Genomic DNA, 24798 nt, shown 5'->3' with positions numbered 1-24798 from the left:
TGCTGTGCCGCTGGGGGCCCGTCATGACCAAGAGCACCACCCGCTCCGGATCCGGCATCCCCCTGCCGCCTCCGAAGGAGCGGCGCAGGCTCCGGGAGGCCAGGTCGCTCTCGGAGGACGCCGTGGCGACGGCCGTCGGCGTCACCCGGGTGACGGTCCGTTCCTGGGAGACCGGGCGGACGAACCCCAGGGGGCGCAAGCGTGAGACGTACGCGAGGCTGCTCGGGTCGTTCGCCGCACAGGAAGAGCAGCCGCCCGTGGACCGGGGCCGCGCACCCTCTGCTCCCGGGGCCGGGGAACGGCCGCCGGAGTCCCGGCCCGCCGCCGTCGACGCCCCGGCCGCGACGGACCGCCCCGTCCCCGTTCCCGCCGCCGTTCCCGTCCTGGTGGCGCCGCGGCCGCCCGCGCCCGGGCCGGAGGAGGCATTCGACGCGCTGTACGAGAGTGCTGCCCCGGGGCTCGTACGCCAGACGTATCTGCTCAGCGGCCGCCGCCGGCTCTCCCTCGAGTCGGTCGAGCACGCGTTCCACCTCGCCTGGCAGCGCTGGCCGGAGGTCGCCATGGACCGCGACCCGGCGGGCTGGGTGCGGGCCGTCGCGTACGAGTACGCCATGTCCCCGTGGAACCGGCTGCGGGCCGTCCACCGCTACCCCGACGAGCTGCCCGCGGACGACCCCCGGGGCTCACTTCTCGAAGCGTTCCAGGAACTCGCCCCGGCCTACCGCCGCACCCTGCTGCTCCACGACGGCCTGGGGCTCGGCCTGCCGGAGACCGCGGCCGAGACGGAGGCCAGCACCCGGGCCGCCGCCAACCGTCTTCTGCACGCGCGCGAGGCACTGGCCGAACGGCTCCCCGAACTGGCGGACACGAGCCTGCTGCGGGACCGGTTGCGGGCACTGTCCGGCGCCGGGCCCGAGCCGCTCACGACGCCGGCGTGCACCGTGCGCAGCGACTGCGAGCGCCGGGCGCGGACGTGGACGCGGACGGTCGCCACGGCGACCGCGCTGATTGCCGCGGCCACCGTCTTCACGGTGATCACCGCCCCGCGACAGTACGAACCGCCGATGTCGGCGGCCCGGCAGATCGAAGGCGTGCCCGCGCCCCAGCACGGCCCGCACGTGCTGACGGCCGAGGACAGGGCGCTGCGCGACACGGTGAGCGGCGGACCGGAGCGCCTGGTGCCGATGCCGGACTGAGCGGCCGCGCCGGTACGCGCGCGGGCCCGCGCCCCGGGTGACCGGGGGCGGGCCCACACATGTACTGCGGAAGGTCAGCCGGCGAGAATCGCGCGCGCCAGCTTGGCCGTCTCGGTCGGCGTCTTGCCGACCTTGACGCCCGCGGCCTCGAGGGCCTCCTTCTTGGCCGCCGCGGTGCCGGAGGAGCCGGAGACGATGGCGCCGGCGTGGCCCATGGTCTTGCCCTCGGGGGCGGTGAAGCCCGCGACGTAGCCGACGACCGGCTTGGTGACGTTGGCCTTGATGAAGTCGGCCGCACGCTCCTCGGCGTCGCCGCCGATCTCACCGATCATGACGATCAGGTCGGTGTCGGGGTCGGCCTCGAACGCGGCGAGCGCGTCGATGTGCGTCGTACCGATGACCGGGTCGCCACCGATGCCGACGGCGGAGGAGAAGCCGATGTCACGGAGCTCGTACATCATCTGGTAGGTCAGCGTGCCGGACTTGGACACGAGACCGATGCGGCCGGGCTTGGTGATGTCGCCCGGGATGATGCCGGCGTTGGACTGGCCCGGCGTGATGAGACCGGGGCAGTTCGGGCCGATGATGCGGGTCTTGTTGCCCTTGGACTTCGCGTACGCCCAGAAGGCGGCGGAGTCGTGGACGGCGATGCCCTCGGTGATGACGACCGCGAGCGGGATCTCGGCGTCGATGGCCTCGACCACGGCGGCCTTGGCGAAGGCCGGCGGCACGAAGAGGACGGAGACGTTCGCGCCCGTCTTCTCCATCGCCTCGGCGACGGTGCCGAAGACCGGTACCTCGGTGCCGTCGAAGTCGACGGACGTGCCGGCCTTGCGCGGGTTCACGCCGCCGACGATGTTGGTGCCGTCACCCAGCATGAGCTTGGTGTGCTTCATGCCCGTGGCACCGGTCATGCCCTGGACGATGACCTTGCTGTCCTTGTTCAGGAAGATAGCCATGGTTCTACAGTCCCTCTTCCCTTACTTGGCCGCAGCGGCGAGCTCGGCGGCCTTGTCGGCCGCACCGTCCATGGTGTCCACACGCTGCACCAGCGGGTGGTTGGCGTCGGAGAGGATCTTGCGACCCAGCTCCGCGTTGTTGCCGTCGAGGCGCACGACCAGCGGCTTGGTGACCTCTTCGCCCTTGGAGGCGAGGAGCTGGAGGGCCTGGACGATGCCGTTGGCGACCTCGTCGCAGGCGGTGATGCCACCGAAGACGTTGACGAACACGGACTTGACGTCCGGGTCGCCGAGGATGATCTCGAGGCCGTTCGCCATGACCTCGGCGGAGGCGCCGCCGCCGATGTCGAGGAAGTTGGCGGGCTTCACGTTGCCGTGGGCCTCACCGGCGTAGGCGACGACGTCGAGGGTCGACATGACCAGACCCGCGCCGTTGCCGATGATGCCGACCTCGCCGTCGAGCTTGACGTAGTTGAGGTTCTTGGCCTTGGCGGCAGCCTCGAGCGGGTTGGCTGCGGCCTTGTCCTCGAGGGCCTCGTGCTCCGGCTGGCGGAAGTCGGCGTTCTCGTCGAGGGACACCTTGCCGTCGAGGGCGAGGACCTCACCGCTCGCGACCTTGGCCAGCGGGTTGACCTCGACGAGGAGCGCGTCCTCGGCGATGAAGGTCTTCCACAGGGTCACCAGGATCTCGGCGACCTTCTCGGCGACCTCGGCCGGGAACTGAGCCTGCGCGACGATCTCGCGGGCCTTCTCGATGGAGACGCCCTCGTTGGCGTCGACCGGGACCTTCGCCAGCTTCTCGGGGGTCGTCGCGGCGACCTCCTCGATGTCCATGCCGCCGGCGACGGAGGCCATGGCCAGGAAGGTGCGGTTGGTGCGGTCGAGGAGGTACGAGACGTAGTACTCCTCGACGATTTCCGGAGCGGTCTCCGCGATCATCACCTTGTGGACCGTGTGGCCCTTGATGTCCATCCCGAGGATGTCCGTCGCACGGGCGACAGCCTCGTCCGGGCTGGCGGCCAGCTTGACGCCGCCGGCCTTGCCGCGGCCACCGACCTTCACCTGCGCCTTGACGACCGACTTGCCGCCCAGCCGCTCGGTGGCCTCGCGCGCCGCCTCAGGCGTGTCGATGACTTCACCGGCCAGCACCGGTACACCGTGCTTGGCGAAGAGGTCCCTCGCCTGGTACTCGAACAGGTCCACGCGCGTCCGTCCCTTTTCTGATGATCGCGGTTCGTTGTCTGCGTGGGCGTGCCGCGAAGGGCAACGTGACTGCGTCTGTCACAAGGGAGGCACACACGGTGTCCGTGGGCGCGGCATGTCCGCCTGGCAGGTTATCCCCGCCGGACGTTCGCCCCTAAATCGCAGATCACACCCGAGCGGTGATTACGGTCACAGATTCCGCCCCGGCGGGGCGGACGGACCGGGCCGGCGCGGCCCCGTACCGAGGCGTGGCAGTGACGCCCAAGTGACCGCGGGGACGTCCCGGCCGGCGCTGGACACCTGGTCAGACACCTGACAGGTGCCTGACCGGGCCATTGCCCGGATGCCGTACGGCAGGGAGCCCGGTGTCGCGTCGGACACGACGCCCCGCGCCCGGCCGGCCGTGTTTCCGGCGAGCGGCGCGGCGTCGCCCGTGACGTTCGTCGCAATGGCCACGCCGTGGGCCGGTCCGGTGACGGGCCCGGTACCGGACGCGTGCTGCTAGCGGTGGGCAGCCACGTCCGGTATCGGGAGCGGTCGCTTTTCGATGGCTGCCGCCATGACATCCGGAAAGAGGTCCGGGGTACAGGCGAACGCCGGTGCCCCGAGTGCCGCGAGGGCTGCCGCGTGCTCACGGTCGTAGGCCGGCGCACCTTCGTCGGAGAGTGCCAGCAGAGTGACGAACTGCACCCCGGACGCCTTCATCGCCGCCACCCGCTTCAGCATCTCGTCGCGGATTCCGCCCTCGTAGAGGTCGCTGATCAGTACGACGACGGTGTCGGCGGGGCGGGTGATCTGCGACTGGCAGTACGCCAGCGCCCTGTTGATGTCGGTCCCACCGCCCAGCTGGGTGCCGAACAGGACGTCCACCGGGTCGTCCAGCTGGTCGGTCAGGTCGACGACCGCCGTGTCGAAGACGACGAGCCGGGTCGCGATGGAGCGCATCGAGGCCAGCACGGCGCCGAACACCGACGCGTAGACGACGGACGCGGCCATCGATCCGGACTGGTCGATGCAGAGCACGACCTCCTTCTTCACCGCCTGCGACGCGCGGCCGTAGCCGATGAGCCGCTCGGGGACGACGGTGTTGTACTCCGGCAGGTAGTTCCCCAGATTCGCCCGGATCGTGCGGTCCCAGTCGATGTCACGGTGGCGCGGCCGGCTGATCCTCGCCGAGCGGTCGAGCGCGCCGGTGAGCGTCGACCGGGTGCGGGTGGCGAGCTTCTTCTCCAGTTCGTCGACGACCTTGCGGACCACGGCCCGGGCGGTCTCCTTCGTCGTCTCCGGCATGGCTTTGTTGAGGGAGAGCAGGGTGCCGACGAGGTGTACGTCCGCCTCGACGGCCTCGAGCATCTCCGGTTCCAGCAGCAGGGCGGAGAGGCCGAGCCGGTCTATCGCGTCGCGCTGCATGACCTGGACGACCGAGCTGGGGAAGTACGTGCGGATGTCGCCCAGCCACCGGGCGACCGACGGCGCGGAGGCGCCGAGCCCCGCCGACCTGGCGCCACCGCGGTCCCTGCTGCCGGATCCCGTACCCGTGCCTGCGCCCCTGCCGCCGTACAGGGAGGTGAGCGCTCCGTCCATCGCCGCGTCCGTGCCGGTGAGCGCGCGGCCGGTGCCGTCCGCGCCGGACTCGCCGCCGAGCACCAGCCGCCACCGCCGCAGCCGCTCGTCGTCCGTGTGCGTGCTCGTGTCCGCAGTCATCGGGCCACCCCCGCCAGGTCGTTGTCGTCGATGCCGAGCAGCAGCCGCAGCACGGGGAGCACCGCGTCCGCGCGCGCCGTGTCGAGGCCGGGCCCGAAGCCCGGTGCGGCGGCGTCCGTCCGCGCCGGCCCTTCCGCCGCCCCCGGCCCTCGCCGGACGAGCTCGCCGAGCGTGCGGCGCACCCCCGGTTCGTACGCGGAGAAGGTGCGGCGCAGCAGCGGCAGCACGTCGGTGAAGGAGTCCGCCGGTACGCCGGTCAGCCACGCGTCGACGAGGCCGAGGAGGCGCTCGTCGTGGACCAGCAGCAGCCCTCCGCCGGACGCACCGCCGACGAAGCCCTCGATCCAGGCCGCCGCCTCGGCCGGCTGCGTGCCCGGGGAGAGCGCGAGAGCCATCAGGCGCGCCGCCTCGTCCTCCTCGAGCCGCCCTTCGTCCAGCAGCAGCCGGGCCGCGCGTCCGCGGATCACTCCCGGGACGGTGTCGCGGATGGCGAGTTTGTGCAGCACGGACCGCCAGCGCTCGCCCGTACCGCCGGTGTCCGGGAGGAGGCCGACGGCGGTGTGCACGCCGTCAAGATGTTCGCGCATCCCGGCCGCGCCGTCCGCGTCGAGTCCGGTGCAGGCGGGCGGCAGGCCGACGCAGATCCGTTCGGCGAGCCCGGCGGCGACCTCGCCGAGCGCGGCCGTGTCGGTGCCCCGCACGTCGCCGTACCGCAGGGAACGGGCCAGCGCGGGGAGTGCCTGGGCAAGGCGGCCCACATCGGCGTCGAGAGCGGCCCGGTCGGCGAGCGCCCTCATCACCACGGGGAGCGCGTCGGGCAGTTCGGCGAGCAGGCACTGCTCGGCGAGTGCGGTGATCTCGGCGAGCGCTGCCGTGGAGACGGCCCGCGCCTCGGCCTTGGCGGTGGCGGCGGCGAGCACCGTGGTGCCCCAGACACCGGCCTCCGCGACCTTCACGGACAGCTCCGGCTCCCAGCGCAGCCGCCAGCTCTCCCGGAACGTGCCGGTGCTCCCCCGGCCCGTGGCCGGTTCGCCCCAGCCGACCGCGAGCAGCCGCAGCCGGTGCAGCAGCCTGCTCCTGGCCGCGTCGGTCTCCTTGCGCAGGTCGAGGTCCAGCTCGCGCTCGAGCGCCTCGGGTTTGAGCCGCAGGCTGCGCTGCTGCCGGGTCAGGTCCCGCTGGAGCGGCACGGCGGGCGCCGTCTCGGGGACCTCCCCGAGGACGTCGCCGACGATGAGCCGGTCCCTGACGAGGTCGAGCGGCACGTCGGAGCCGTCGCACATCACCGCCCGGACGGCGTCGACCGTCTCGGTCAGCCCGGCGAGCGGCCGGCCCCGCATGACGGCCAGCGTCCCGGCGAGCCGGACGGCCTCGATGACATGGGCCGACGACACCATGCGGTCCTCGTCGCGCAGCAGCCGGGCGACCTTGGTCATCCACCGCTCGACGGGCCGGTCGGGCGCGCCGAAGAGGTGCCCGTACCAGCCGGGCGAGTCGATGCCCGCGCCGTACCCGGAGCGGCGGGCCAGCCTGCGGTGGGTCCAGGGCACCCAGGTCGTCTCGGTTCTGACCTTGGGAAGCCCCTTGAGGAGGGCCTTGTCGGCGGTGACCGTCGACTTCGCCGCCAGCGCCGGGACGTGCCATGCGCCGCAGACGACGGCGACGGCGCTGTCCCCGAACTCCTTTCCGGCAGCGCGGAGCCGGAGCCGCATATGGGCCTCGCGGACGAGGTCCCTGTCGTGTCCGCCGTGGCCGTACGTCTCCCGGAGGGCGGTCATGGCCTCCTCGAGCGCGGCGAACGGCGCGAACGGACCGGCGTCCTCGCCGGCGACACCCACCGCCGCGTCCGCCGGTGCCGCGCTCACGGGGCGGGCGGGCACGCCCGCCGCGGACGACGCCGCCGGTCCGGAGCCGCCGCGCAGTTCGACGACGTCCTCCCACCAGCGCTCCGGGTCGTCGTACCCGGCCGTGGCGGCGAGCACCGCGATCGGGTCCACCCGTACCTCCGCGGTGTCCTGTGCCCCCTCCCCGGACGGCCCGGGCCCGCCGGGCTCCCCTGGCCCGTCGTGGGGCTCGTCGTGGGGCTCGTCGGTCAGCGCGAGCGAGTGCGCCGCGGGCAGGTCGATGAAGCGCACCGCGGCGTCGTTGGCCAGCGCCCACCGGATCGCCACCCACTCGGGGGAGAACTCGGCCAGCGGCCAGAACGCGGCTCTGCCCGGGTCGTCGGTGGCGTGGGCGAGCAGGGCGACCGGCGGACGCATCTGCTCGTCGGCGGCCAGCGGCAGCAGGGCGTCGCCCTCCGGCGGGCCCTCGATCAGTACGGCCGCGGGCGCGGCCGCCTCCAGCGCGGCCCGCACCGCCCGGGCCGAGCCCGGTCCGTGGTGGCGGACTCCGAGCAGGAGCGGGCCGGTCATGCGCTCACCTTGCGGCAGGCGCGGTAGAAGTCCTTCCAGCCGTCCCGCTCGCGCACCACGGTCTCCAGATACTCCTGCCAGACGACCCGGTCGGCCGCCGGGTCGCGCACGACCGCGCCGAGGATCCCGGCCGCCACGTCCCCCGGCCGCAGCACGCCGTCACCGAAGTGCGCGGCCAGGGCGAGACCGTTGGTGACGACGGAGATCGCCTCCGCCGTCGACAGCGTGCCCGACGGGGACTTGATCTTCGTGCGGCCGTCGGTGGACACGCCGTCGCGCAGCTCGCGGAAGACCGTGACCACGCGGCGGATCTCCTCCAGGCCCTCCGGCGCGGCCGGCAGGTCGAGGGAGCGCCCTATCTGGTCGACGCGCCGCGACACGATGTCGACCTCGGCATCCGGCGTCTCGGGCAGCGGCAGCACGACGGTGTTGAACCGCCGGCGCAGGGCGCTCGACAGGTCGTTGACCCCGCGGTCGCGGTCGTTGGCGGTGGCGATGAGGTTGAAACCGCGGACGGCCTGCACCTCCTGCCCCAGCTCGGGGACGGGGAGCGTCTTCTCCGACAGGATCGTGATGAGCGTGTCCTGCACGTCGGCCGGGATACGGGTCAGTTCCTCGACCCGGGCGGTCATGCCCTCGGACATGGCGCGCATGACCGGACTGGGGACGAGCGCGTCGCGGCTGGGGCCGTGCGCCAGCAGCTGGGCGTAGTTCCAGCCGTAGCGGATGGCCTCCTCGGGGGTGCCGGCGGTGCCCTGCACGAGGAGGGTCGAGTCACCGCTGACGGCCGCGGCCAGATGCTCCGACACCCAGGTCTTCGCGGTGCCCGGCACGCCGAGGAGCAGCAGGGCGCGGTCGGTGGCGAGCGTGGTGACGGCGACCTCGACGATCCGGCGGGGCCCCACGTACTTGGGTGTGATCACCGTGCCGTCGGCGAGTGTGCCGCCGAGCAGATAAGTGGCGACGGCCCACGGCGACATCCGCCAGTTCACCGGCCGCGGGCGGTCGTCGAGCGCGGCCAGCGCCCGCAGTTCGTCGGCGAACGCCTCCTCCGCGTGTGGCCGCAGGGCCTCGGCTCCGGTCGTCGCGACGGTTTCTGACACGGTCATGGATCCCCCTCCAGATCGTTCGACCCGATGTGGGGACAACCGTGCACCATGCCACTGACAGCCGCCCCGGCACGGCGACATGACCGCAGGTCAGGACTGAAACGCGCGGTGCTCGGAGGCGGTCAGCCGCCGACCGGGGACTCCCCCACGCAGCCGCCCGAGGTCAGCAGCCCCTCCCCCGCCTCCTCCGCGAGCACCTTGCCCTGGTGCGTGATCCTGCACATGACCTCGGCGCCGGCCGGATCGGCGGCGACCGGCATCACGGCCGCGGGCATGATGCCGCGCAGCGTCACCGTCTTCTTCCACGACAGGGTGGGCCTGTCCACCGTTTCGATCTTCGGGTTCAGCGCATCTCCGCCACCGTCGTGGAACTGGATCGAGTCGACGTTCCTGCCCGTGACCTCGTACGTCACCTCGTACGTTTCGTCGACCGCCTTGTCGATCTGCTCGACCGCCTCGTCGGAGCACGCGGCGAGGGCGAAGACCAGGGCGGTGACGACGCCGACAGCTGTGACGGCGCGGAGCGCCGTGCGGTTGGAGCGCTTCATGGTGTATCCCCCGAATGCCATGGTTTGCCGACCGTCTCAACGTAGCAAAGGGGACACGAAGCCAACAGCGTGCGGGAGCGGGGCAATTCGCGGGCCGGGGCGATTGTCAGTGGTCGGCCGTAGCGTCGTTCCCATGCTTCTGACAAACGGGGAAACGGCGGCGGGCGCCCTGGCTCAGGGTGCCCGCTGGGCGACGGAGCAGGTGTTGTCCCTGGCTCCTGACGACGCGTCACGCAGGGCGGGAAGCAAGCTGGGCACTGCCGGGCCGTGGTCCGCCGCGGGGTGCGACGGCTCCGGGGCCGTGTGGGGTCTGTGCAAGGGCAGCGGCAGCAGGCCGTACCAGACCGTCGTGGACACCACCGGCCCCGCGTACAAGTGCAGTTGTCCGAGCCGGAAGTTCCCGTGCAAGCACGCGCTGGCACTGCTGCTGCTCTGGGCCTCCGACGAGCAGACGGTCCCGGAGTCCGGCTCCGGCTCCGTGCCCGACTGGGCGGAGGAATGGCTGTCGGGTCGCAGAAGGCGAGCCGCCGGCCGCGAGCAGGCGGACACCGGACCCGGCGCGGCCGCGAAGAGCGCCGACCCGGACGCCGCCGGACGGCGGGCCGAGCGCCGCGCCGAGCGGATCACCGCGGGCGCCGGCGAACTGGAACAGCGACTCGCCGATCTGCTGCGCGGCGGCCTCGCGGCGGCCGAACAGTCCGGGTACGGACTGTGGGAGGAGACCGCCGCCCGCATGGTCGACGCCCAGGCTCCGGGACTCGCCGCACGGGTCAGGGACATGGGGGCGATCCCGGGCTCGGGCCCCGGCTGGCCGGTACGGCTCCTGGAGGAATGCTCCCTGGTCCATCTGCTGGACACCGCCTGGCTGGGGCGCGAGCAGCTTCCGGAGCGCCTCGCCGCCACGGTCCGCACCAGGGTCGGGCTTCCCTCCGCCGCCGAGGGCCCGGCCGTCCGCGACCGCTGGCTGATCCTCGCCCAGTACGACTCCTTCGACGGGAAGCTCACCACACGCCGCATCTGGCTGTACGGACGCGCGTCACGGCGGGCCGTGCTGCTGCTGTCCTTCGGTGCGGCGGGCCGGGCGCCGCAGCAGGCGCTCCCCGTGGGGCTGATGATCGACGCCGAGGCCACCGCGCACACCGGCAGCGGTCCGAGGGCCGAACTGGGCGAGCAGTTCACCCTGCCGGTCGCCATCGACGCACCGCCGCCGGGCGGACCGTGTGCCTCCGCGGTCGACGCGTACGGGCAGGCTCTGCGCGACGACCCGTGGCTGGATTCGTGGCCGGTCACCCTCACCGAGGTCGTGCCCGTGCCGGACGGAGACGGCTGGCAGCTCGTCGACGCCGACGGCAGCGACGCGCTGCCCGTCGCACCCGTCGCGCTCGCCCGCCCCGGACTGTGGAAACTCGTGGCGCTCGCCGGCGGCCGGCCGGTCACCGTCTTCGGCGAGTTCGGCCACCGGGGGTTCGTGCCGCTGACGGCGTGGCCCGCGGACATGTCCGAAACGGTCCCGCTGATCTGAACGCCCAGGAACGCGAGGGAGACCACATGACCCGCACCACCAGTACGTCCCGTACGTCACCGTGGGAAGAGATCGTCACCTCGGCGCTGCTCGGCACCGACCGCCGGACGCCGCAGGCCGGACTGACACCCGTGGGCAAGGACGCACCCGTCGCGCTGCTCGACGCCGCGGCGCTGTACACCGTACGGCGCCGGGCGGGACTGCGGCCCGCGGCGCCGGCCGGCCGGGCGCCGGAGCCCGCGCCGCACGACGCCCGCCGTGCCCTGCCGGAGCCGGCGCGGCGGCGGCTCGTGCAACTGCTGGCCGACCGTGCCGGTCCCGCCGCCTCCGGCGGCAGACGCGGCACCGCCCCTGATCTGACCGAGCTGCTTCCCCAATGGCTCGCCGCCGCCAACGAACACGGGGACCGGGCGCCCGCGTCCGTCCTCCCCGCGCTGCTCGATGCCGCCCGCGCCCGCACGGACCTGCGCCCGCAGGCACTGGAGTTCGCCGGGCCGCGCGGTCTGTGGCTCGCCCGGCTCAACCCCGAGTGGAAATACGCGCTGCGCGGCGGATCCGCGGGCTCCGTCCTGCCCGCCGTGGACGACACGGAAGCCGTGCGCACGCTGTGGGAGGAAGGACTGTTCGCGGAACGGGTCGCGCTGCTCGCCACGGTACGGGCCCATGACTCCGGTGCCGCCCGGACGTTGCTCGGCTCGACGTGGTCCACGGAGCGGGCAGAGGACCGGCTGATGTTCCTCGACTCCCTGCGGGCGGGACTGTCCGACGCGGACGAGCCGTTCCTGGAGCAGGCGTTGTCCGACCGCAGCAGGAACGTCCGGTCCACGGCCGCGGAACTCCTCTCCGCGCTGCCGCGCTCCGCGCTCGCCGGCCGCATGGCCGCACGCGCCGCGTCCTGCGTCGCGATCGACCGCAGCGGAGACACCACGGCGGCGATCACCGTGGAGGCGCCCCACGAGTGCGACGCGGACATGCAGCGTGACGGCATCGTCCCGACCCCGCCGTCGGGACGCGGCGAACGGTCCTGGTGGCTCGGCCAGCTCGTCGAGGCGGCCCCGCTGTCCGTCTGGCCGGGCAGGCTCGGCGGGCGGACGGCCGACGAGATCGTGGCGTTGCCGGTGTCCGACGACTGGGCGGACGAACTGCACGCGGCATGGTGCCGGGCGGCGGCGCGGCAGCGCGACGCGGACTGGTCCCGCGCCCTGCTGGGCTCGCCCGCCACACCCCCGTCGACCGGGCCCGGCACGACGTCGCCGGCCGAGCGGTCGAAGCTTCTCGCCGCGCTGCCGGACGACGATCGCGCCTCCTGGGTGGCCGAGTTCATCGCCGCGCACGGCCTGTCGGAAGCGTTCCAGCTGCTCGGCGTGTGCGCGGTGCCGTGGGCGGAGCCGCTGGGCCGGGCCGTCGTCGACGCCCTCGAGATCGCCCGGGACGCCGGCAGCTATCCCTGGAGCTTCAGCGGCGTGATGGGGCTCGCGGAGCGCTGCCTGTCCCCCGACGAGGCGGGCCGCCTGGAGATCCTCACGGCAACGCCGGACGACCAGGAGGACGCCTCACCGCGCGCGGGAAGCTACTGGTCGGAGGCGTTCCAGCGCCTTGTCTCGACGCTGCGGCTGCGCGCGACGATGTCCGAGGAACTGACCCGGTAGGTCGCGAAGCGCCCGACGGCCGGGCCGGGTTGCGGGGCGGCTGCGCCGGTGAGTGGTTGCGGGGGCCGGGACCTCCGCGACGCGGCACCCGGACTGCCTTCCCGCACCTGCCCAGCCCTGCCTCACGACGCCTCACGTCCGGGCACCCCACTCCTCGGCCCCGCCCCTCGCCCGGTGGTCACCCACGAGGGCCGGTGGCACCTCCCCATCAGGGCCGGTACGCGCCGGCGACCGCTTGTCGGCAAGGGCGATCGGGCCCGCCCGGACACCGACGGCCTGGACCGGGCCGCGCACGGAGAAACGTGGCCGGTCCCGGGCTACGCGGCCACGCGGACGTTCGCGTTGACCCAGTCCACGATCGACGCCGTCGTCGCACCCGGAGTGAAGATCTCCGCCACGCCCTGCTCCTTCAGCGGCGCGATGTCCGCCTCCGGGATGATCCCGCCGCCGAAGACCTTGATGTCCGCCGCGTCGCGCTCCTTGAGCAGCGCGATGACCTTCGCGAAGAGCGTGTTGTGCGCGCCGGAGAGGATCGACAGGCCGATCGCGTCGGCGTCCTCCTGGATCGCCGTGTCGACGATCTGCTCGGGCGTCTGGTGGAGCCCGGTGTAGATGACCTCCATACCGGCGTCGCGCAGCGCCCGCGCGATCACTTTGGCGCCGCGGTCGTGGCCGTCGAGACCCGGCTTGGCCACCACCACGCGGATCGGACCAGTCACACCCATCACTGCCTCCTGGCTCCCCGCGGGCCGTACCGAGACGCGGGGAAGTGAACGAACGTTATCTCCAGCATCCCGCACGTCGCCGTTTCGCGGCACGCGGGGAGGGGGAAATCACACGTGGGACATTTTCGCTGAGCGTCGTACCCGCGTCAGGCACCGCGCACGCCCCCCGCGCGGCCCCGCAGGCACGGACGCAACGGGAGGTCGCCGCAGGTCCACCACAGGTCGCCGTACCGCCGCGCCGACAGCCGCACGGCCCGGCGGTACGGCGACGCCGGGGCGCGGGAGACGCCGCACCGCGCACCGGCCTCGGTCATGCGCGCTTCCCATGAGGGCACGCGGGGGAGAGCCGCCCCCGCCGTGCCGTACGGGAGGTCGTCGTGAGGACCCCACGTCTGCCCGCCGCGCTCCTGCGGGCCACCGCACTGGAGCTGGTGATCCTCGCCGGACATCTGATCCTCTACCCCACCGGCCTCACCCCGGAGCGCCGCCCCCGCCGCCGCCCTTCCCCGCCCGCGCTGCCGAGGTCACCGGCCGTGGTGCCGACCGTGCTGCTCCACGGCTTCGCCGACAACCGCTCGGTGTTCGTACTGCTGCGCCGGGCCCTCGCCCGGCGCGGTCCGCACCCGGTCGAATGCCTCAACTACTCGCCCCTCACCTGTGACATCCGCGCCGCCGCGGATCTGCTCGGCCGCCACGTGGAGGAGATCTGCGCGCGCACAGGCCGGCACGAGATCGACATCGTCGGACACAGCCTCGGCGGCCTGATCGCCCGCTACTACGTCCAGCGCCTCGGCGGCGACCGTCGCGTACGCACGCTGGTCACGCTCGGCACCCCGCACTCGGGCACCACCGTGGCGCCGCTCGCGAGCGCGCATCCGATCGTGCGGCAGATGCGGCCGGGTTCGCCGGTGATCGAGGAGCTGCGGCTGCCTGCTCCCGGCTGCCGCACCCGGTTCATCAGCTTCTGGAGCGATCTCGACCGGATCATGGCACCCGTCGAGACGGCCCGCGTCGACCATCCGGACCTTCTCGCACAGAACGTGCAGGTGAGCGGAATCGGCCATCTCGCACTGCCGGTTCACCCCGCGGTCGCCGACAGCATCCGCGAGGCACTCGAGTCGGGTGTGTCGGACATGGACGGGTCTCGCACCCCTTCCGCCGGCTCCTCTTCGGCGTCCGCTTCCGTCGCTTGAGCCGACCGATCGGCACCGACCGATCGAACATTTCTCGAACGTAGGGCCAAAGCTCCGACCCGAGACCGCCGAAACGCGACCGAATGCCCGTTTCCTGATTGCGTAGATGCCGCCGAAGATTGTCGCCGTCGCGTACCGCCGGGTACAGTCGCGCCACTGCTTCCCCCGGGGACCCCCTGTGCAAACAGGCTCCCGGAAAACAGGTCCTGCTGCCGAGGCGAGAGAGAAGTTGGTGAACGACCAGCACGCCCACGCCGGGTACGGCGGTTACGCCACCGGCAGCTTCGACTCCGACCCGCTCTTCGGCGCCCTCCCGGGCAGTCGCGAGGCGGACCACAGCGGCCAGTACGACGCGTCCCAGTGGGACACCGGTGCCGCCCCCGCCGTCGGATACGACGCCTACGCCGGCTCGGCACAGCAGGCCCAACAGCCGCCGCAGGACCAGGGTTACGAGCAGCAGCAGTACGCGCAGTACGACACGACCGGCCAGTACGACACCAGCGGCCAGTGGGACGCGAGCGCCTGGAACGAGACGGGCGGAACCGGCCAGTACGAGACGGCCGCGGCGACCTTCGCCCACGACGCGACCGCCCAGTGGGCGCCGGGCACCTTCGAGACCGGCAGCTACGACGCCACCGCGTGGAACTCCACGACCGCCACGCCGGACGGCCTGGTCCCCCAACAGTTCGTTCCGGACCAGGGATTCCCGCAGCCCGCCGAGTACGAACCGCACGAGTCGTACGGCACGTACGAGACAAATGACGCGTACGACAACAGCACGTACGACAACAGCACGTACGACAGCAGCGGGTACGAAAGCGGCGCGTACGAGTCCGCCGCCTTCGAAACGGAACCCGCGGCCGAGCAGCCGACCGGTCCGGAAGCCGCCTACGCGGCGGAGTACGAGCCGGCGGACGAGGGCGAGCAGGCCGAGCCCCAAGTCACCGGAACCGAGGACGACTCGGACCACAACGCGCTGACCCGGACGATGGCCGCCGTTCCCGTCGTGGCGGCCACCCCCGTCGAACCGCGCCCGGTCCGCCGTGCCGGTGGTGGCCGCGGCCGCCGCCGTACGCCGGCCAAGCGCTCCGCTCTCCTCACCGTCGCCGTGCCGTCCGCCTGCGTGATGGGCGTGGCCGGCGTCGCCGCCGCCTCCGTGAGCGGCCTCGGCGGCGAGACGCAGGACGACAAGGGCAACGTGGCGGCCCCCGACCCCGGTTCCGTGGAGCCGGTCGCCGCCAACAACGCCATGGACACGCAGCTCGCCGCGCTCAGCGCCGACGCCCGCGACTTCGGCGACCGCGCCTCCCGCACCCAGGAGCGCCTCGACCTCAAGGCGCGCCAGGCGGCGGAGAAGAAGAAGCGCGAGGAGGAGGCCGCACGCCGCGAGGCGCTGCGCCCCAAGTTCATGCTGCCGGTGAAGCTGCACCAGCTGAGCGCGTACTACGGTCAGTCCGGCGTCAACTGGATGTCGCTGCACACCGGTATCGACTTCCCCGTCCAGTACGGAACCCCGGTCATGGCCGCCACGGACGGCACCGTCCGCACGCAGTGGAACAGCGCCTACGGCAACATGGCCATCGTGACGGCGGCGGACGGCACGGAGACCTGGTACTGCCACCTGAGCAGCACCAAGATCCGCAGCGGTTCGGTCAAGGCCGGCGATGTCATCGCCTACTCGGGCAACTCCGGCAACTCCACGGGCCCGCACCTCCACTTCGAGGTCAGGCCCGGCGGCGGCGCGGCCATCGACCCGCTGCCGTGGCTGCGCAGCCACGGCATCGACCCCACCTAGCCGCCCGGGGCGTCCTCAGGTCCTCAGCGGACGACGTCGAAGACGTTCTTCTGCAGGCCGTTGGCGTACGCCTCGTGCTCGACGAGCTTCAGCTTCTGGGTGTCCTTGTCCGTGTCGCTGAACAGCCGCTTGCCCGCGCCGAGCAGCAGCGGGAAGACGAGCAGGTGGTAGCGGTCGATCAGGCCGGCGTCCGAGAGGCTCCGGTTGAGGGCGGCGCTGCCGTGCATGATGATCGGGCCGCCCTCCGTCTCCTTCAGCGCGGCAACCTCGTCGAGCGAGCGCAGGATCGTGTGCTCGCCCCAGTTCGACACCAGGTCGTCCTCGGTGAGCGTGGTGGAGACGACGTACTTCGGCATCGGCCTGTAGTCGGCGAACTCGTCCATGTCCGGCCAGACGGGGCTGAACGCCTCGTAGCTGGCCCGGCCCAGCAGCATCGCGGTGGCTTCCTTCTGCTCCCGGCCTTTGATCTCGAATGCCTCCGGGACGAACTCCATGTCCTTGAAGGTCCAGCCCGAGTTCCGGTAACCGGGCTCCCCGCCGGGGGCCTCCATCACGCCGTCGAGCGAGACGAAGGCGGTGCTGATCAGGGTGCGCATCGTGGATCTCCTGGATCTCGTGACTGGTTCTCAGCAGTGCGGCAGGTGCCGTTGTGGCCGGCCTCGCGGCCGCGTGCACCAACTGTCAGTGAAGACCGCGGATCACACGGAAACTCATCGATCGCCGCCCACCGGTTTCGGCAGAGCAGCGAGCCCGACGAACCGCGAACCCGACGAGCAGCGAGCCCGCCTTGCGTCAGAGCTTCTCGACCGGCGCGTACCGCAGCAACAGCCGCTTCGGCTTCTCGTCCCCGAAGTCGATCGTCGCCTGTGCCTCCGAGCCGGAGCCCTTGACCTCGATCACGGTCCCCAGGCCGAACTGGTCGTGCGTGACCCGGTCGCCCACCGCCAGCGAGATCACCGGCTTGTCGCTCGTACGCCGGGTGGCGAAGCCCGAGGCACCGCCGCGCGAACGCGCGGACGACAACGAGGACGCGATGCCGGACGTGGGCCCGGCAGGGGCGGCCATCGGGCCCGTCCGCTTCCAGGTCAGATGCCGCTCGGGGATCTCCTCGAGGAACCGCGAGGGCGGGTTGTACGAGGGCTGGCCCCAGGCACTGCGCATCGACGAGCGGGTCAGGTAGAGCCGCTCGCGGGCGCGGGTGATGCCCACGTACGCCAGGCGCCGCTCCTCCTCCAGCTCCTTCGTCTGCCCCAGCGCCCGCATGTGCGGGAAGACGCCGTCCTCCATACCGGTGAGGAACACGACGGGGAACTCGAGGCCCTTGGCGGTGTGCAGGGTCATCAGCGTGATGACGCCGGTGCCCTCCTCGTCCTCGTCGGGGATCTGGTCGGAGTCGGCGACGAGCGCGACCTTCTCCAGGAACTCCGCGAGCGTGCCGGCGCCCTCCTCGTCCCCGCGCTCCTGCTCGAACTCGAGTGCCACGGCCGCCAGTTCCTGGAGGTTCTCGATGCGGGTCTCGTCCTGCGGGTCCGTGGACGCCTGCAGCTCGGCGAGGTAGCCGGTCCGCTCCAACACGGCCTCCAGCACGACCGCGGGACCGGCGCCCGAGTCGACGATCGTCCGCAGCTCCTCCATCAGCACGTTGAACCGCTTGACCGCGTTGGCGGAGCGGGCCGCCATGCCGTAGGCCTCGTCGACCCGCTTGAGGGCCTGCGGGAAGGTGATCTTCTCGCGCAGCGCCAGCGCGTCGACCATCGCCTCCGCGCGCTCGCCGATGCCGCGCTTCGGAACGTTCAGGATGCGGCGCAGCGGGACGTTGTCCTCGGGGTTGGCGAGGACGCGCAGATAGGCCAGCACGTCGCGGACCTCCTTGCGCTCGTAGAAGCGCACACCGCCGACGACCTTGTAGGGCAGGCCGACGCGGATGAAGATCTCCTCGAACACACGCGACTGTGCGTTCGTGCGGTAGAAGACGGCGACGTCGCCCGCCTTCGCCTCGCCCTGGTCGGTGAGCCGGTCGATCTCGTCGGCGACGAACTGGGCCTCGTCGTGCTCGGTGTCCGCGACGTAGCCGGTGATCTGGGCGCCCTCGCCCGCGTTCGTCCACAGGTTCTTGGGGCGGCGGGACTCGTTGCGCTCGATGACGGCGTTGGCTGCGGACAGGATCGTCTGGGTGGAGCGGTAGTTCTGCTCCAGCAGGATCGTGGTCGCGTCCGGGTAGTCCTCCTCGAACTGGAGGATGTTGCGGATGGTCGCGCCGCGGAAGGCGTAGATCGACTGGTCGGCGTCACCGACGACGCACAGCTCGGCCGGGTCCAGGTCCTCGTAACCGGTGCCCACCAGTTCGCGCACGAGCGTGTACTGAGCGTGGTTGGTGTCCTGGTACTCGTCGACCAGTACGTGCCGGAAGCGGCGCCGGTAGTGCTCGGCGACGTCCGGGAACGCCTGGAGGAGATGGACCGTCGTCATGATGATGTCGTCGAAGTCCAGCGCGTTGGCCTCGCGCAGCCTCGCCTGGTACATCCGGTACGCCTCGGCCAGCGTCTTCTCGAAGCCTCCCTCAGAGCCTCCCGCCTGGGAGGTACCCCCAAGAGCCTGGTCGGCGAAGGCCTCCTCGTCGATCAGCTCGTTCTTCAGGTTCGAGATCTTGGCGCTGAAGGACTTCGGCGGGAACTTCTTCGGGTCCAGGTCCAGATCGCGGCAGACCAGCGACATCAGCCGCTTCGAGTCGGCGGCGTCGTAGATCGAGAACGACGAGGTGAAGCCCAGCTTCTTCGACTCGCGGCGCAGGATGCGCACGCACGCGCTGTGGAAGGTCATGACCCACATGGCGTTCGCACGCGGACCCACCAGCTGCTCGACGCGCTCCTTCATCTCGCCGGCGGCCTTGTTGGTGAAGGTGATCGCCAGTATCTGGCCGGGGTGCACATGGCGCGTCCCCAGCAGATGGGCGATGCGGTGCGTGAGCACACGGGTCTTGCCGGAGCCGGCGCCGGCCACGATGAGCAGGGGCGACCCGGTGTGCACGACAGCGGCGCGCTGCTGTTCGTTCAGCCCTTCGAGCAGCGCGGCGGGGTCCACGACGGGGCGCGGCGCGCCGTCGCGGTAGTACCCGTCGCGGGCCGGAGGCACGTCGAACGCGCCCTGGAAGAGGTCGTCCGGAATCTGCTCCGGAGCCGGCTCCTCGGGCGGCGGCGGGTGCTCGTCCGCTCGGGGCTGGAGGTCCGCCAGGAAGCTGTCGTCAAAGAGGCTGCTCATCGCCTAACGAGTCTAGGCGGCCGGACCGACAATCGTGGCCGCACGCGGATACCAGGGGCGGCCACGGTAGGTGACCGCCCACATCCACCGGGCGACCGATCGGTGACCGGGGGCCCGGCCCGGAGCGGGCCGCAGAAAAGGTCACGAAAATGTATCGGACATATCGAACATCAACCTTCACAGCAGCTGCACGAGTTGGCTAGCGTGCTCGACCAGGCGGCCCGCACCCCTCCCGGCGAACCACGCCGAACGGGCGGCCTGCGCCGAATCCGGCCTCCCGTCCACGGAGTTCGGAACCGGGGACCCACCATGCAGTACCGGGGTGAATCGGACCGCGTTCCGCTCGGTCCGTAGGGCGCCTTCCGTTCGCCCGAACCCGACAGCTAACCCGGTAGGCGGTCCACGGAAGAAGGAGATGCCGGCCTTGGCGTCGCATCGCAAGCCCCGCAGCCGAACCGCAAAGCAGTCCCCCGCCGTCGGATTCACGACGGCAGCCCTCGCCGGTGTGACCCTGCTCTCCACGCAGAGCGCGACCGCCGCGCCCTCCGAGCCGAAGCCCAGCATCGAAGAGGTGCAGAAGAAGGTCGACGACCTGTACCGGCAGGCGGGCAGCGCCACGCAGGAGTACAACAAGGCGAAGGAAGCCACCGCCGAGAAGCGCCAAGAGGTGGACCGGCTCCTCGACGAGGCGGCCGTGCGCACCGAAAAGCTGAACGAGTCGCGCCGGGCCCTCGGCAACTACGCGGCCGCCCAGTACCGCACCGGTTCCGTCACGCCCACCGCCGCGCTGATGTTCGCGGACAGTCCGCAGGCGTACTTCGACCAGACACAGCTGATGGACCGGATGACGGATCAGCAGCGCACCGCGGTCGCCGAGTACGAGACCGAGCGGGCGGCAGCCGCCAGAGAGCGCGCGGAGGCGACGAAGCGGCTCGAGTCCCTCACGGACTCCCAGGAGGCCCTGCGCACCAGCAAGCAGACGGTGCAGGCCAAGCTCGCCGAGGCACGCACCCTGCTGTCGAAGCTGACTGCGGAGGAGAAGGCACGGCTCGCCGCGATCGAGCGGAAGAAGGAGGAGGAGGCGCGCCGCAAGGCCCAGGAGAAGGCCGAGGCGGAGGCCCGCGCGAGGGCCGAGGCCGAGGCCGAGCGGCAGCGCCAGGAACGCGAGACGGCCCCGGACACCGGCACCACGGACCCGGGCACCGGCACGGAGGACGGCACCTACGCGGCCAAGGCCGACAAGGTGCTCGCCTTCGCCCGCGCCCAGATCGGCAAGCCGTACGTCTGGGGTGCGTCGGGCCCGAGCTCGTACGACTGCTCCGGCCTCACCCAGGCCGCGTGGAAGGCCGCCGGGGTGGACCTGCCGCGCACCACCTGGGACCAGGTGGAGGTCGGCACCCGGGTCGCGACGGCCGATCTGCTCCCGGGCGACCTGGTCTTCTTCTACGACGACATCAGCCACGTCGGCATCTACATCGGCGACGGCAAGATGATCCACGCCCCCAAGCCGGGCACGAACGTCCGCGAGGAGTCCATCTACTACATGCCGGTCTACGGGAGCATCCGCCCCGCCTGATCCCGGCGCACGAGTGCCCGGGCGGCGCGGCCGCCCGGGCACCGGTCCGTCCCGCGCGGATCAGGTCCAGAGGGTGGCGATGAACACGTTGGCCACGGTCAGGCCGCCGACCGCGCCGAACAGCGCCTTGTCGACCTTCTCCTCGTCCCGCTTGACGTACACCAGGCCCAGGATCACCACCAGGACCGCCAGCTTGATGCCGATCTTGAGGTTGTTCACCGCCTGGTCGTCCGCCTGGTTCAGACCCACCAGCGCCACGCCCGTGACCAGCATGGTCAGCGCGCCGTGCAGCATCGCCGGGTTGAAGCGGGCCGTGCCCTCTCCCATTGCCTTCATCTGGGTCAGGAATCCGCCCAGCAGCGAGGCGATACCGATGATGTGCAGGGCGACGAAGACATTGGTGAGTACGTCCATGGCCGGAGCCTAACCCTCCCCATATCACCGTCCGTCGGGCAGGTGGGCCCGCTCCGCCGCATCGGTCGGCCGGCTACGGCAATGCGGACGCACGACGACCACCGGGTGATCAGCAACCGGTCCCAAGTGTCCATCTTCGGCACTTTGCGGTCCTTTCACCCCGCCCCCGTGACCGTGACGTCTAGCGTCCTGCCCCAGGTGGCCGACTCCCCACCCGCCGTCGTGCAGCCGGACGGCACTCGGCCGCCACCGCCGGGAGATCCGGCGGCGGACCGCTCCCCCGAGCGGCCCGCCGCCGGATGCGAAGGGTACGGCGACAGAGAACGACGGAAGGACGTGGAAGCCCTCGTGGCAGCCCACCGGAAACCAAGGCGGCACCCGCTCGGCGGGCCGGCCGCGCGTACCGCGGTCACGATCACGCTCGCCGGCGCGACGGCCGGCACCGCGCTCGAGGGCACGGTCCACGCCGAGCCCCGTCCCACCCCTGCACAGGTCAGGGCCGAAGTCGACAAGCTGTACCAGGAGGCGGAGGTCGCCACCGAGAAGTACAACGGCGCCAAGGAGCAGACGGAGGGCGCCCGCAGGTCGCTCGACGCACTGCGCGACGAGGCGGCGCGCAGGACCGAGCGGCTGAACACCTCCCGCAACGCGCTCGGTTCGGTCGCCACCGCCCAGTACCGTGACGGCGGCATGGACCCCGGCCTGCGCCTCGCGCTCACCTCCGACCCGGCCGAGTACCTGGAACGCGCCGCCCGCGCCGAACGGGTCGGCGCACGGCAGGCCGCCTCGATCGCCGGCGTGCAGCGGCAGTTGAGGGACCTGGACCACCTCAAGGCACAGGCCGCCGAGAAGATCGCCACGCTGGAGGCCCGCCGCAAGGAACTGGCCCGTCACAAGGCCACGGTCCGCGGCAAACTCGCGGCCGCCGAGCGGCTCCTGGCCCGGCTCACCGCCGAACAGCGCGCCGCGTACAACAGCGGCGATCCGGCTCCGGCCCCCGCCGACCGCGCCGGCACTTCGCGCGGCCCGCTGCGGGCCCCGAACAGCCGGGCGGCACAGGCCATCGCCTACGCGTACGGTGCACTCGGCAAGCCCTACGTCTGGGGCGCGACGGGCCCCGGCGCCTACGACTGCTCCGGCCTCACCCAGGCCGCCTGGCGCTCCGCCGGCGTCTCGCTGCCGCGCACCACGTACACCCAGATCAACGCCGGCGAACGGATCCCCCGCTCCCGACTCGCCCCGGGTGACCTGGTGTTCTTCTACTCGGGCATCTCGCACGTCGGGCTCTACGTCGGCGGCGGCAAGATGATCCACGCGCCGCGTCCCGGCGCCCCGGTGCGGGTCGCACCCATCGACGAGATGCCGTTCGCGGGAGCGACCCGCCCCGTGTGACGACCGGGCTGCCGCAGTGCGGTTCCGTCACCCGGACCGGCGACTGCCTCTCACACCAGGCGGCGGGCCGTCGCCCACCGGGTCAGCTCGTGCCGGTTGGACAGCTGGAGCTTGCGCAGCACCGCGGACACGTGCGACTCGACGGTCTTCACCGAGATGAACAGCTGCTTGGCGATCTCCTTGTACGCGTACCCGCGCGCGATCAGCCTCAGCACCTCCCGCTCCCGCTGCGTCAGCCGGTCCAGGTCCTCGTCGACCGGCGGCGCGTCCGTGGAGGCGAAGGCGTCCAGTACGAAGCCGGCCAGCCGCGGCGAGAACACCGCGTCGCCGTCCTGCACCCGGAAGACCGAGTCGACCAGGTCCGTGCCGGTGATGGTCTTGGTGACATAGCCGCGGGCGCCGCCCCGGATCACGCCGATCACGTCCTCCGCGGCGTCGGACACCGACAGCGCCAGGAAGCGCACCGGGTTCTCCGCGGCGCCCATCAGCGCGGCGCAGCGGCGCAGCACCTCGACGCCGCCCCCGCCGGGCAGGTGCACGTCGAGCAGGACGACCTCCGGCCGGGTCGCCGTGATCACGGTGACCGCCTGGTCGACGTCGGCGGCCTCGCCGACGACCTCGACGCCCGTCCGCTCGGTCTGCCCGATCTCGGCCTGTACACCGGTGCGGAACATCCGGTGGTCGTCGACGAGCACGACCCGCACCCGTCGCTCAGCGGTCTGTTCTGCGGCCTCGGTCATCCGTCCGCCCTCTCCATCTCGAGCTCCACTTCCGTGCCGTCCCCGGGCACGGAACGCAGCCGCGCCGTCCCGCCGTTGCGCTGCATACGGCCGATGATCGATTCCCTGACGCCCATCCGGTCCTCCGGTACGGCGTCCGGGTCGAAGCCCGGCCCCCTGTCCCGTACGGACACGAACACCGTACGGCCCTCGACCTCCGCGAACACCTGCACCGCCCCTCCCGCGCCACCGTACTTGGCGGCGTTGACCATGGCCTCGCGCGCGGCCTGCATCTGCGCGGCCAGCTTCTCGTCGAGCGGGCAGTCGCCGACGACGACGACCTCGAGCGGGACCCCGTGCTTGTCCTCGACCTCGGCGGCCGTCCTCTTGACCGACTCCGCGAGGGTGGCTGGTTCCTCGTCTTCGTCCTTGCCGGTGCCCTCCGGCTTGTAGAGCCAGTTTCGCAGCTCCCGCTCCTGGGCGCGGGCGAGCCTGCGGACCTCGCCCGCGTCGTCGGCGTTCCGCTGGATCAGGGTGAGGGTGTGCAGTACGGAGTCGTGGACGTGCGCCGCGACCTCCGCCCGCTCCTGGGCGCGGATGCGCATGGTCCGCTCCTCGGAGAGGTCTTGCGTCATCCGCACCAGCCAGGGGCCCGCGAGCAGCGCCACACCGGCGATGACGGCGACCGCGGCGGTCAGCACGTTGCCCAGCTGGGCGGCGGAGCCGCGCACCACCATGAAGACCGTCAGGCCCATGCCGACGAGCGCGACGCCGGCCAGCGCCCGGGCCAGCTGCAGCAGCCGCCGGCGGCGGCCGACGTCCGTCCAGCGGGCGCGGCGGGCGTTGTCCGCCTGTCGCCAGACCAGGACCACGCCCGCGCCGATGAGCAGCGTCGGCCACACGTAGCGGTTGCTGCCGCGCATGTCGACGTTGCCGACGAAGACCGCGGCCCCGAGGAGCAGGGCGAGCATCGCGAAGAGCTGGCCCTTGTCGGGCTTGCGCAGCCTGCGCCGCCCGCCGGGGGTGGTCTCGAACACCGAGCGCGGCTCGGCGGCCCGGCCGCCGACCCCGAGGGGCACGACGATCCAGAACACCGCGTAGAGCACCGCGCCGAGGCCGTCGGCCAGGAACAGTCCGAGGAAGACCAGGCGCACCCAGACGACGGGCAGCCCCAGATGGCCCGCCAGACCGCGGGCCACTCCACCCAGCATCCGTCCGTCGGCGCTGCGGTACAGCCTGCGCAGCGCCGGCTCCTCCGGCAGGGGGGCGTGGGAGGAGCCGGTGGTTCCCGGTGTGGCGACTGGCATGCACCGATCGTCACACGCGGGGGACCGGCGTGGTATCAGGGTCGTCCCCGAGACCACCCCCAACCTGCCCCGAGTCGCTGTTGCCCGGCCCCGGCCCCGGCCCCTGGTGGACTCCGGG

General features: G+C 72.1%; 20 protein-coding genes and 1 riboswitch. Of the genes, 7 read left to right on the top strand and 13 right to left on the bottom strand.

What is annotated here, in order from left to right:
- Positions 1–23: 23 nt before the first annotated feature.
- On the top strand, positions 24–1196 hold the full coding sequence (locus OGH68_RS22360) for a helix-turn-helix domain-containing protein (protein ID WP_264246648.1): 1173 nt from the start codon (positions 24–26) through the stop codon (positions 1194–1196).
- A gap of 74 nt (positions 1197–1270) precedes the next feature.
- Here OGH68_RS22360 and sucD read toward each other — a convergent pair whose 3' ends face one another.
- The 6 genes from sucD to OGH68_RS22330 all read right to left on the bottom strand — a co-directional run bounded on the left by sucD (position 1271) and on the right by OGH68_RS22330 (position 9130).
- Positions 1271–2155 carry a succinate--CoA ligase subunit alpha gene (gene sucD / locus OGH68_RS22355; protein WP_264246646.1) on the bottom strand — a complete coding sequence of 295 codons (885 nt, stop codon included), beginning with the start codon at positions 2153–2155 and terminating at the stop codon, positions 1271–1273.
- A 21-nt stretch (positions 2156–2176) separates the two neighbouring features.
- Entirely contained in the window at positions 2177–3358 is a 1182-nt protein-coding gene (gene sucC, locus OGH68_RS22350; protein WP_264246644.1) for an ADP-forming succinate--CoA ligase subunit beta, read from the bottom strand.
- Positions 3359–3859: 501 nt separating this feature from the next.
- Positions 3860–5062 carry a VWA domain-containing protein gene (locus OGH68_RS22345; protein WP_264246643.1) on the bottom strand — a complete coding sequence of 401 codons (1203 nt, stop codon included), beginning with the start codon at positions 5060–5062 and terminating at the stop codon, positions 3860–3862.
- Positions 5059–7473, bottom strand: a complete 2415-nt coding sequence (locus OGH68_RS22340) for a DUF5682 family protein (protein WP_264246641.1) — start codon at positions 7471–7473, stop codon at positions 5059–5061. The genes OGH68_RS22345 and OGH68_RS22340 overlap by 4 nt, the downstream gene beginning before the upstream one ends.
- A complete protein-coding gene (locus OGH68_RS22335) occupies positions 7470–8582 on the bottom strand; it encodes an ATP-binding protein (protein ID WP_264246638.1) in 1113 nt (370 codons plus the stop codon). The genes OGH68_RS22340 and OGH68_RS22335 overlap by 4 nt, the downstream gene beginning before the upstream one ends.
- 122 nt (positions 8583–8704) lie before the next feature.
- Positions 8705–9130, bottom strand: a complete 426-nt coding sequence (locus tag OGH68_RS22330) for an MmpS family protein (RefSeq protein ID WP_264246635.1) — start codon at positions 9128–9130, stop codon at positions 8705–8707.
- A 133-nt stretch (positions 9131–9263) separates the two neighbouring features.
- Here OGH68_RS22330 and OGH68_RS22325 point away from each other — a divergent pair, with 133 nt between their 5' ends.
- The gene (locus OGH68_RS22325; RefSeq protein WP_264246632.1) at positions 9264–10652 is read left to right on the top strand and encodes an SWIM zinc finger family protein; all 1389 of its coding nucleotides are present in this window, start codon (positions 9264–9266) and stop codon (positions 10650–10652) included.
- Between the two features lie 26 nt (positions 10653–10678).
- Positions 10679–12301, top strand: coding sequence for a DUF5691 domain-containing protein (locus OGH68_RS22320; RefSeq protein WP_264246630.1), 1623 nt, complete (start codon positions 10679–10681; stop codon positions 12299–12301).
- 317 nt (positions 12302–12618) lie between these two features.
- Here the strand turns inward: OGH68_RS22320 and OGH68_RS22315 are convergent, their stop codons facing one another.
- Both OGH68_RS22315 and OGH68_RS22310 read right to left on the bottom strand, forming a co-directional pair.
- Complete coding sequence (locus OGH68_RS22315; protein ID WP_264246628.1) at positions 12619–13026, bottom strand: cobalamin B12-binding domain-containing protein; 408 nt, start codon at positions 13024–13026, stop codon at positions 12619–12621.
- Between the two features lie 146 nt (positions 13027–13172).
- Positions 13173–13340, bottom strand: a complete 168-nt coding sequence (locus OGH68_RS22310; RefSeq protein ID WP_264246627.1) for a hypothetical protein — start codon at positions 13338–13340, stop codon at positions 13173–13175.
- Between the two features lie 63 nt (positions 13341–13403).
- Here OGH68_RS22310 and OGH68_RS22305 point away from each other — a divergent pair, with 63 nt between their 5' ends.
- Together OGH68_RS22305 and OGH68_RS22300 are read left to right on the top strand one after the other, a co-directional pair.
- Positions 13404–14219, top strand: coding sequence for an esterase/lipase family protein (locus OGH68_RS22305; protein WP_264246626.1), 816 nt, complete (start codon positions 13404–13406; stop codon positions 14217–14219).
- Between the two features lie 232 nt (positions 14220–14451).
- Complete coding sequence (locus tag OGH68_RS22300; protein WP_264246625.1) at positions 14452–16014, top strand: M23 family metallopeptidase; 1563 nt, start codon at positions 14452–14454, stop codon at positions 16012–16014.
- Positions 16015–16037: 23 nt separating this feature from the next.
- Here the strand turns inward: OGH68_RS22300 and OGH68_RS22295 are convergent, their stop codons facing one another.
- Together OGH68_RS22295 and pcrA are read right to left on the bottom strand one after the other, a co-directional pair.
- Positions 16038–16610: a dihydrofolate reductase family protein gene (locus OGH68_RS22295; RefSeq protein WP_264246624.1), complete on the bottom strand. Its 573-nt coding sequence runs from the start codon at positions 16608–16610 to the stop codon at positions 16038–16040.
- Positions 16611–16806: 196 nt separating this feature from the next.
- The gene (pcrA, locus tag OGH68_RS22290) at positions 16807–19272 is read right to left on the bottom strand and encodes a DNA helicase PcrA (RefSeq protein ID WP_264246621.1); all 2466 of its coding nucleotides are present in this window, start codon (positions 19270–19272) and stop codon (positions 16807–16809) included.
- A 251-nt stretch (positions 19273–19523) separates the two neighbouring features.
- A riboswitch (cyclic di-AMP (ydaO/yuaA leader) is annotated at positions 19524–19686 on the top strand.
- A gap of 1 nt (position 19687) precedes the next feature.
- Here pcrA and OGH68_RS22285 point away from each other — a divergent pair.
- Positions 19688–20848, top strand: coding sequence for a C40 family peptidase (locus OGH68_RS22285; RefSeq protein ID WP_264246619.1), 1161 nt, complete (start codon positions 19688–19690; stop codon positions 20846–20848).
- 60 nt (positions 20849–20908) lie between these two features.
- On the opposite strand, the gene OGH68_RS22280 is transcribed toward OGH68_RS22285, so the two are convergent.
- Positions 20909–21262 (bottom strand): hypothetical protein, encoded by a 354-nt coding sequence (locus OGH68_RS22280; protein ID WP_264246617.1) that lies wholly within the window; start codon positions 21260–21262, stop codon positions 20909–20911.
- A gap of 348 nt (positions 21263–21610) precedes the next feature.
- Between OGH68_RS22280 and OGH68_RS22275 the strand changes: the two genes are divergently transcribed.
- Positions 21611–22654 (top strand): NlpC/P60 family protein, encoded by a 1044-nt coding sequence (locus OGH68_RS22275; protein WP_264246615.1) that lies wholly within the window; start codon positions 21611–21613, stop codon positions 22652–22654.
- Positions 22655–22704: 50 nt separating this feature from the next.
- Here the strand turns inward: OGH68_RS22275 and OGH68_RS22270 are convergent, their stop codons facing one another.
- Both OGH68_RS22270 and OGH68_RS22265 read right to left on the bottom strand, forming a co-directional pair.
- Entirely contained in the window at positions 22705–23394 is a 690-nt protein-coding gene (locus OGH68_RS22270) for a LuxR C-terminal-related transcriptional regulator (RefSeq protein ID WP_264246613.1), read from the bottom strand.
- Positions 23391–24680, bottom strand: a complete 1290-nt coding sequence (locus tag OGH68_RS22265; RefSeq protein ID WP_264246611.1) for an ATP-binding protein — start codon at positions 24678–24680, stop codon at positions 23391–23393. The genes OGH68_RS22270 and OGH68_RS22265 overlap by 4 nt, the downstream gene beginning before the upstream one ends.
- Positions 24681–24798 lie beyond the last annotated feature (118 nt).

Source organism: Streptomyces peucetius (assembly GCF_025854275.1).
Taxonomy (GTDB): Bacteria; Actinomycetota; Actinomycetes; order Streptomycetales; family Streptomycetaceae; genus Streptomyces; species Streptomyces peucetius_A.
The sequence above is the reverse complement of the archived record's forward strand: the minus strand, read 5'-3'. Positions and strand labels throughout refer to the sequence as shown.